The following is an 8,622-nucleotide window of genomic DNA, read 5'->3' on the forward strand; positions in this document are numbered from 1 at the left end:
CCCATCAACGGCCAGGCGCCGGTGCAGTGGGTTGCGGACGCGGTTAAAGAGTTGCAGGGCCTGCCCGACGTAACTCTGCTGCCACGCAGCACCGCCGCCGGTTATTACGATCAGAACTTTCTGACCGTGCTGGAGCGCCGTACCGATCACCTGGGTGAGCGCGTATCCGGCAAGACCCGCCAGCGTCTGCACCGCATCCGTGCCAAGCGCGTGGTGCTGGCGCCCGGTGCTCACGAACGCCCGCTGGTGTTCGGCAACAACGACCTGCCCGGTTGTCTGGTGGCCAGTGCACTTTCTACCTACGTCAACCGTTACGCAGTGGCCCCGGGCAACAACCTGGTGCTGATGACCTGTAACGACTACGGCTATCAGGCCGCGCTGGACTGGCTGGATGCCGGTCGCAAGGTGGCCGCGGTAGTCGACAGCCGTCATACCCCCTCAGGTGCCCGTTATCAGGCACTGAAGGCGCGCGGCGTCAAGATTTATACCGGGCACGGCCTGATTGAAGCCGTTGGCAAGAAGCGAGTCAGTGGTGCCAAGGTAGCGGCCCTGTCCAGCGACGGCAGCCAGGTCACCGGTGCAGCCGAACTGCTGGCCTGTGACATCATCGCCAGCTCCGGTGGCTGGAGCCCTGTGGTGCACCTGACCGCGCATACCGGCTCGCGTCCGGTATGGAGTGACGAGCTCAACGGCTTCGTACCCGGCGAATCGGTACAAAAGCAGCTGCTGGCCGGCGGCATTCAGGGCACCTATGCGCTGTCCAAGGTGCTGGCCGAGGGCCTGACTGCAGGCCGTGCGGCCGCCGATGCCACCGGTTACGGTGACATTTCTGCCCAGGTTCAGGATGCCGAGATCAAGACCGAAGATCCGCAGGAAGATGCGGCTCAGGCCCTGTTCCTGGTGCCCCACAACAAGCCTGTGAGCCGTGCGCCCAAGCAGTTTGTGGATTACCAGAACGACGTAACTGCCGCCGGTATCGAGCTGGCCGTGCGCGAGGGCTTCGAGTCCATCGAGCACATCAAGCGTTACACCGCCATGGGCTTTGGTACCGATCAGGGCAAGCTGGGCAACATCAACGGTATGGCGATTGCCGCCCGTGCCATGGGTAAGACCATTGCCGAAACCGGCACTACCGTGTTCCGTCCCAACTACACGCCGGTTACGTTTGGCGCCTTTGCCGGACGCGATGCGCACCACCTGTTCGACCCGGCGCGTTTTACCGCCATGCATGCCTGGCATGTGAAGAGCGGAGCCGAGTTTGAGGACGTGGGCCAGTGGAAGCGTCCCTGGTTCTTCCCCAAGAACGGTGAAGACATGCACCAGGCGGTTAACCGCGAATGTCAGGCTGTACGCAACAGCGTGGGCATTCTGGATGCCTCTACCCTGGGCAAAATCGACATTCAGGGTGCCGATGCCCGCGAGTTTCTGGCGCGCATCTACACCAACGCCTGGGCCAAATTGAGCCCCGGTAACTGCCGCTACGGCCTGATGTGTAAAGAAGACGGCATGGTGTTTGACGATGGTGTAACTGCCTGCATCAACGACAACCATTTTGTGATGACCACCACCACGGGTGGCGCCGCCGGCGTACTGCAGTGGCTGGAATTGTGGCACCAGACCGAATGGCCGGAGCTTGAGGTGTATTTCGGTTCGGTAACCGACCACTGGTCAACCATGACGGTCACCGGTCCCAACAGCCGCAAGGTGCTGGAAAAGATCTGTGAAGATGTGGACCTGTCTGCAGAAGCTTTCCCCTTCATGGGCTGGCGCGATGCGACGGTAGCCGGAGTAAAGGCGCGGATCTTCCGCATCTCCTTCACCGGCGAGCTGAGCTTCGAGATCAACGTACAGGCGAACTACGGTCTGCATACGTGGGAAGCGGTTATGGAAGCGGGTGCCGAGTTCAATATTACTCCGTACGGCACCGAAACCATGCACGTGCTGCGGGCAGAGAAGGGCTTCATCATCGTCGGTCAAGACACCGATGGTTCTGTTACCCCCTTCGACCTGGGTATGGACTGGTGTGTGGGCAAGACCAAGCCGTTCCCCTTCATCGGGCAGCGTTCCTGGAGTCGTTCCGACACGGCACGCACCGATCGCAAGCAGTTGGTGGGCCTGAAGTGTAAAGAGCCGAAAACCGTGATTCCGGAAGGCGCGCAAATCGTGCTGGACCCGAACCATCCGGTGCCGGTACCCATGGTCGGCCATGTGTCGTCCAGCTACTACAGCGCCAACCTGGGCCACAACATCGCCATGGGCGTGGTGAAAGGCGGCCTGAGCCGCATGGGCGAAACCGTGTACTGCCCGCTGGCCGATGGCCGGGTGCTGGAAGCCGAAATTACCAGCCCGATTTTCTATGATCCCAAAGGAGAGCGTCAGCATGTCTAACAACACCGCTAAACTGGCCGAAACTCAAACTGACGTGCGGGTGGAATCCCCGCTGTATCACGCCAACCTGCCTGAGCTGGCCAAAAAAGATAAGCAGGGCGAAGTGGTGTTGCGCGAGAAGGCACTGCTGGGCCACCTGGTTTTGCGCGGCAACGTGAATAACGAACTGTTCGCCAAAACCGTAGAGAAGGTACTGGGTGTGGCGCTGCCTACCACGGCGTGCAGCTCGGTCGAAAGCGGCCAGGTGCTGGTGCAGTGGCTGGCGCCGGACGAGTGGCTGATCATCACCGAAAGCGGCCGGGAAGGGCAGCTTGAAGCCCAGCTGCGCGAGCATCTGACCGGTCACTATTCCCTGGTTGACGTGAGTGGCGGCCAGACGGTGATAGCCCTGTCCGGCCCCAAGGCCGAGATGGTGATTCGCAAGTCTTGTCATTACGACGTACACATCTCCAGCCTGCCGACCGGTAAGTGTGTGGGCACCACCTTCGCCAAGAGCGCGGTGCTGCTGCGCCGTACCGGTGCCGACAGCTTCGAGATGGTGATCCGTCGCAGCTTCTCCGACTATCTGTGGATGTGGCTGCAAGACGCCAGCCGCGAATACGGCCTGGTTATCGAGAAGTAAGAGAACCGAGCGACTTCATCATGTGTCACCCCCGCGAAGGCGGGGGTCCATGAGCCGATGTATCACCCGGTTGGTCACCCTCGCGAAGGCGGGGGGCCATGCTCATTGATACCGATATTGAGTTAGTACGGCGAATATTCAGCAGGAGGCTGTCGCATGACACAACACGATACCCTGATTTTAACCGCCAGCTGTGACAGCCGGCTGGGCACCGTGGACGCGGTGACCGGCTATCTGCGCGAACAGCGCTGTTACGTGGCGGACATGCAGACCTTTGATGACGCCCGTGTAGGCCACTTTTTTATTCGTGCCGAGTTTCGCAAGCCCGAAAACGGGGACTTTGATGAAGCGGCGTTTCGCGACGGTTTTGCGCCCCGGGCGGCCGAATTCGGCATGCAGTGGGAGCTGACCGAGCGCAGCCGCAAGCCCAATGTGGTGATCATGGTGTCGAAGTTCGATCACTGCCTCAACGACTTGCTGTACCGCTATCGCACCGGTCAGCTGGCCATCGAGATACCGGCGATTATTTCCAATCATCCGGATCTGCAGCGGCTGGCCGACTGGCACCATATTCCCTATTACCACCTGCCGGTGACTGCCGAGACCAAGGCCGAACAAGAGGCCAAGATCTGGCAGATAGTGCAGGAATCACAGGCGGATCTGGTGGTGCTGGCGCGCTACATGCAGGTATTGAGTCCCGAGCTGTGTAATCAGCTGGCGGGCTGGGCCATCAACATTCACCACTCGCTGCTGCCCGGCTTCAAGGGCGCCCAGCCGTATCATCAGGCTTATGCCAAGGGTGTGAAGCTGGTGGGGGCCACGGCCCATTACATCAACAACGAGCTGGACGAAGGCCCCATCATTACCCAGGGCATTCAGACGGTGGATCACAGTCATTACCCGGAAGACCTGGTTGCCAAGGGGCGCGATGTCGAGTGCATCACCCTGGCCAAAGCCATTCAGTATCACATCGAAAAGCGGGTGTTCATGTACCAGGGCAAAACGGTGGTACTGGGCAGCTAAACCCCGTTCGATGTATTCCCGGCAGGGGGCAGGCCGCAGCCGCGGTATGCCCTCTGCATAGCAAACAGGCTTGTTTGATGAGCCTGTTAATGTAAAAAAAGTCATGACGAGGAGATATCATGTCTAACAAGATCACGGTTCTGCGCGACACCCAGCCTGAAGTATTACTGGATGCCACTCAGTGGGAAAAGCTGTCCGGCGACCCGCACACCGTTAACCTGAACGCTTACAAGTCGGAAGACGGCAGCAAGCTGATGGGTACCTGGATGTGTACTCCCGGTAAGTGGGCAGTAAACTACACCAAGTGGGAATATTGCGATTTCCGTGAAGGCTACTGCATTCTCACCCCCGAAGGCGGTGAGCCCATTCACCTGAAAGCCGGCGACATCTTCGTGGTCGAGCCTGGCTTCCAGGGTACCTGGGAAGTAGTGGAAACCGTTCGCAAGTATTTTGTTTTTGCCTAAACGGTAAACAGGGTATTTGCCTAAACGGCGATTTTCTCGAGGCTGACGACTGTAATAACAGCCTCGCCTGAGAAATGACCATCGGCCTGCGCACTGCGCAGGCCGATTTTGTTTATGCGAACGGCATGAAGTTGGGAGTCGTGGATCAGAGGTAACAGGGTTGCCTCCTCCGACCCGCTCAAGCACATCCTTGTGACGCTCAGCACATGACATCTGACCGCCAGGGATGGCGGGAATGCCGAAATGGCAGGAGCATTTTTTGGCCATGTCATGTGACGGTCGGCTGAGTCAATCCCTGTTACCTCTTCTTTACTCCGGCATCGCCTGTTAGTGCCGCCCGGTAGCGACTTCAGTCGGCAGGGCGTGTGCAACACGGCAAAAACAGCCCAAAACCAGGCTCCTGACGGTTGTCAGGAAGAGGGTGGAATCAAATAATAGAAACACCGTCAATTTCCATTACCGAACTGGCATCGGCTCGATCGATGATTTTAATCAAGGCAGACTGAATCACCTCGTTTTCCCTGACATCCGTTTCACTGGCAAACCGTTCTTCCTGAACTTCTGCACCTTCTTCAAGGGTAAAGCGAATAGCGACTTCCGTTGCACAATCAGCACTTTTACCAAAATACTCCAGGGTAATTTGCGGATAGCCTTTAAAGCCCTTCTTGACCTGTTTTGCGATCCGTTTTTTAGCTTTATCTACATTCATACAAAATCCTTGTAAGCACTGAAACCAAAATGAATCGAGAAGACCGAGAGCCGGGCTGTTCATGCCGTTTCCTGTGAGCGGCAGACTCCCTCTATGTTTGTCCATTGGACGTCAACCATGGAGGGAAGGCAAGGGCTGACTTCTACGGCACTAGCAAGCAGATCCGAACCATCACGATCCTGCCACCCCGTAGCTGCCACTTCAGTCGGCCGGGCCAGCGAAGCTGGGCAATACAAATAACGCCGGATACTGTTGCATGGGGAGTCGTGGATCAGAGGCAACAGGGTTGCCTCCTCCGACCTGCTCAAGCACTCCCTGTGACGCTCAGTGGCATCAAATATCGACCCTACGCAAGATCGCGGGGAATATGGAAACGAGGTTTGATTTATCTTCGGCGTGCGCTGCTCCGCCAGCTGAGGCGGCTACGGTGAGCCTCGGATATTGCGTGTTGTTTCTACAGGCCACGCCGGAATTGACGGGAGGACAAAGGGATCTGCTCAGCCGACCTCCTGTTTCAGGGATGAAACAGAGAGCGTACATGGGGCGAGCTTGTCTCGCCGTGACGAGTTGTTTCAGCCTGAACGAACATCCGGTGAATGTTCGCAGCAGGCGGAAACAGCGAATGGCAAGTTTCACAGAGTGTCGGCGGAGCTGGCCCTTTGGCCTCTGTACGACCTGATCTCCCGGTTTTGTCTTCTGGTCATCTTACCCGCTGATAATGCCAAAAACCGACTTGTGTAACTCGAGAGTAAGAATAAGATAACGTGTTGATTATATGGAGTCGTGAGATGCAACCGATCAAAAATCTGCCCGCCAGGGATGGTCAGCTTGGCTGGTTCGAGTCAGTCCCCTTTCAGCGGCCAATGCCGGTACGGCAGGCCGAGCAGGATGAACATTTCGACATCATCATCATCGGTGCCGGTTTCTCGGGGCTGGCCACCGCTGGCCGGCTTGCCGAGCTGCGGCCGGAAGCACGTATTGCCGTGATTGATGCGCTGGAAGTCGGCCAGGGTACTTCTGGTCGCAATGCCGGCTTCATTATTGACTTACCGCACAATCTGGATGCAACCGAGCCCGATGTGGAGTTGAACACCAGGGTTCGGGATTTGAACTGTTTTGCCATCCAGAGGCTGAAACGCATCCAGGAGCAGCAAGGGCTTGATGTATGCTGGCATGCCGCCGGCAAATACCTCGCCGCACACGAAGAAAAGCACTTCTCCAACCTGAACGCCTTTGTGAATACGCTGGAGGCGATAGGGGAGCAATACGAAATACTGGATGGAGATGCCCTGGCAACGAGACTGGGAACTCATTACTACCAGCGGGCCGTGTACACGCCGGGCAATATCCTGATGAACCCGGCGGCACTGGCCATTTCCGTGGCCAGTGCCCTGCCAGATAATGTCACCCTGCTGGAAAATACCCCGGTACGCGAAGTCGATCTGCCCAACAAGGTCGTTCAGACCCCCAAGGCACGGCTCAGTGCCGACACCCTGGTGCTGGCGACGAACTCCTTCACCGAAAAGTTTGGGGTGTGCCGTAACCAGCTGGTGCCGGTATTCACCTATGCCAGCCTGACCCGCCCCCTCGACGACAGTGAAATCAGCCAGTTTGACGGGATAGCGCCCTGGGGGCTGACCTCTGCCCACCCCGCCGGCACCACGGTACGGCTGACGCCCGACAAGCGAGTCTTTATTCGCAATACCCTGAACTTCCAGCCGGCGCTTCGCAGTAGCCAGGCGTTGCTCGACAAGGCAAGAGAGCAGCATCGAAAATCCTTTCTGGCCCGTTTTCCCCGGCTGAAAAATGTGCCGTTCGAATACACCTGGGGCGGCATGATCTGCATGACGATGAATCATGAACCCGTGTTCAAGGAGCAGGCGCCCGGCGTGTACGTGGTTGCCGCCATGAATGGGGTCGGGGTGGCGAAAGGCACTTATCTGGGCCACTACATGGCGGAGTTTATCTGCGGTAAACAAAGCCCGGAACTGGACTTTATCCTCCAGCATTCGGCCCCGAGCTGGGTGCCGCCGGATCCGGTGCGCAGCATGGGCGCGCGTATTCGACTCTCTTTTGAAGAACGCATGGCCAGGGGCGAGGTTTAATTTTCAAACAACAGAGGTCAAAGGAAATGACCGGTCACATTGTCCTCTGAAATATACGAAGAAAAGTGTGGAACCCGCCTCTCGACCAGCTTCCGGGCGGCGAGATGAGTCCTTTGCCTTCTATACCTGCCGATCTCCCGCCACGCTGCCCTTGCTATGCTGAAAACAGGATCTGTAGCCGGGAGCGGGTTGATGAGTGGGTTGTGGTTGCTGATGGCGTTGACGCTGACGAGTTCTGAGCCATTGAATCCGGAGCCGCTGAAAGAGGCGCTGGCACAGTTTGAGCGGCTCGATGGCTACCGGCTGACGCTTCGCAGTGAAGGGCCGGACGGTAATCAGCATCTGCTTTACGCCTATCGCAAGCCTGGTCTGGTGCGCATGGATGTGCTGTCGCCCTATGCGGGGGCCGTGATTGTTTACCGCCCAGACAGCGAAGAGGTTCGGCTCTGGCCGTTTGGCCTGAGCTGGCCTTCCGTCGGCCTCAGCCCCGATCACCCGCTGGTGACCAGCCCCCGTGGCCACCGGGTAGACAAATCCGACGTGGGGGTGCTGTTGCGAAAGGTACTGCAGATGCAGCAAACGGGTCAGACTCCGGTGCAAAACGAAGAGGCGCAGATCTCGGGTCGGGCGGCCTCGCACCTGGTGGTGTTGGGGCCGGACGGACCGGGTGAGGTAGCGCGTTACGAGCTGTGGCTCGATCGGGCGTCGTGGTTTCCGCTCAAGGTCGTCAGTAGCGATTGTCGGGGCAACCGGCTGGAAACCGTCTGGCTGGAGCAGATTGAGCTCGATCCTGTGTTTTCCGACAACTTCTTCTCTCCCTGAGTGGCACCATTGCGAACTATGGCGGCGAATTATGGCGAACTATGACTTCATGACCCGCTGGGAGATGCCGGCACCGATGGAAGAGGTATACAGAGCCATCGGTCAGCCGTTGCACTGGCCGCATTGGTGGCAGGGGTTGCGTCGGGTAGAAGCGCTGGGCTCATACAACGAGCGGGGTACCGGGCGGGTGTATCGCTACCACTGGCGCAGTCCCCTGGGCTACTCGCTGTGTTTCGATATTCGGGTGACCCGCTTGTATGCCCCCTGGCTGATAGTAGGGCAGGCCAGTGGCGATGTGGAAGGCTGGGGCTGCTGGCAGCTGAGCGAGGCGGCGGGTATTACCCGGGTGCGTTACCGGTGGCGGGTGCGTACCACCCGCCGCTGGATGAACCTGACCGCGCCCCTGGCCCGGCCGCTGTTTGTGTGGAGCCACGACGCCATGATGCACAACGGCGCCCTGGGTCTGTCCCGTGGCTGCAGGCCCGGCAG

8 protein-coding genes are annotated in these 8,622 nt (G+C 58.5%); 7 read left to right on the plus strand and 1 reads right to left on the minus strand.

Annotation, left to right across the window (positions count from 1 at the left end):
• From UN63_RS16310 to UN63_RS16325, 4 genes are all read left to right on the plus strand, one after another.
• A partial coding sequence (locus tag UN63_RS16310) for a glycine cleavage T C-terminal barrel domain-containing protein (RefSeq protein WP_104488553.1) occupies positions 1–2,388 on the plus strand: 2,388 nt, incomplete at its 5' end.
• Positions 2,381–3,010: a sarcosine oxidase subunit gamma gene (locus UN63_RS16315; protein ID WP_104488554.1), complete on the plus strand. Its 630-nt coding sequence runs from the start codon at positions 2,381–2,383 to the stop codon at positions 3,008–3,010. The genes UN63_RS16310 and UN63_RS16315, both read left to right, overlap by 8 nt.
• A gap of 156 nt (positions 3,011–3,166) precedes the next feature.
• On the plus strand, positions 3,167–4,033 hold the full coding sequence (gene purU / locus UN63_RS16320) for a formyltetrahydrofolate deformylase (protein ID WP_104488555.1): 867 nt from the start codon (positions 3,167–3,169) through the stop codon (positions 4,031–4,033).
• Positions 4,034–4,152: 119 nt separating this feature from the next.
• Positions 4,153–4,497, plus strand: coding sequence for a cupin domain-containing protein (locus UN63_RS16325; RefSeq protein ID WP_104488556.1), 345 nt, complete (start codon positions 4,153–4,155; stop codon positions 4,495–4,497).
• 427 nt (positions 4,498–4,924) lie between these two features.
• On the opposite strand, the gene UN63_RS16330 is transcribed toward UN63_RS16325, so the two are convergent.
• Complete coding sequence (locus tag UN63_RS16330; protein WP_104488557.1) at positions 4,925–5,206, minus strand: hypothetical protein; 282 nt, start codon at positions 5,204–5,206, stop codon at positions 4,925–4,927.
• A gap of 788 nt (positions 5,207–5,994) precedes the next feature.
• On the opposite strand from UN63_RS16330, the gene UN63_RS16335 reads away from it, so the two are divergent.
• The 3 genes from UN63_RS16335 to UN63_RS16345 form a co-directional block, all read left to right on the plus strand.
• Positions 5,995–7,311 (plus strand): NAD(P)/FAD-dependent oxidoreductase, encoded by a 1,317-nt coding sequence (locus tag UN63_RS16335; protein ID WP_104488558.1) that lies wholly within the window; start codon positions 5,995–5,997, stop codon positions 7,309–7,311.
• Positions 7,312–7,503: 192 nt separating this feature from the next.
• Positions 7,504–8,133 (plus strand): LolA family protein, encoded by a 630-nt coding sequence (locus UN63_RS16340; RefSeq protein WP_104488559.1) that lies wholly within the window; start codon positions 7,504–7,506, stop codon positions 8,131–8,133.
• Positions 8,134–8,164: 31 nt separating this feature from the next.
• Positions 8,165–8,622 (plus strand): SRPBCC family protein (locus tag UN63_RS16345; RefSeq protein WP_104488560.1); only part of this gene is annotated, 458 nt, incomplete at its 3' end.

Source organism: Oceanisphaera arctica, assembly GCF_002936955.1.
Classification (GTDB): domain Bacteria; phylum Pseudomonadota; class Gammaproteobacteria; order Enterobacterales; family Aeromonadaceae; genus Oceanimonas; species Oceanimonas arctica.

What these genes read in the sequence shown, in the direction of transcription:
- UN63_RS16315 (WP_104488554.1), top strand. Translation starts at nt 2,381, where the DNA reads ATGTCTAACAACACCGCTAAACTGGCCGAAACTCAAACTGACGTGCGG.
- purU (WP_104488555.1), top strand. Translation starts at nt 3,167, where the DNA reads ATGACACAACACGATACCCTGATTTTAACCGCCAGCTGTGACAGCCGG.
- UN63_RS16325 (WP_104488556.1), top strand. Translation starts at nt 4,153, where the DNA reads ATGTCTAACAAGATCACGGTTCTGCGCGACACCCAGCCTGAAGTATTA.
- UN63_RS16330 (WP_104488557.1), bottom strand. Translation starts at nt 5,206, where the DNA reads ATGAATGTAGATAAAGCTAAAAAACGGATCGCAAAACAGGTCAAGAAG.
- UN63_RS16335 (WP_104488558.1), top strand. Translation starts at nt 5,995, where the DNA reads ATGCAACCGATCAAAAATCTGCCCGCCAGGGATGGTCAGCTTGGCTGG.
- UN63_RS16340 (WP_104488559.1), top strand. Translation starts at nt 7,504, where the DNA reads ATGAGTGGGTTGTGGTTGCTGATGGCGTTGACGCTGACGAGTTCTGAG.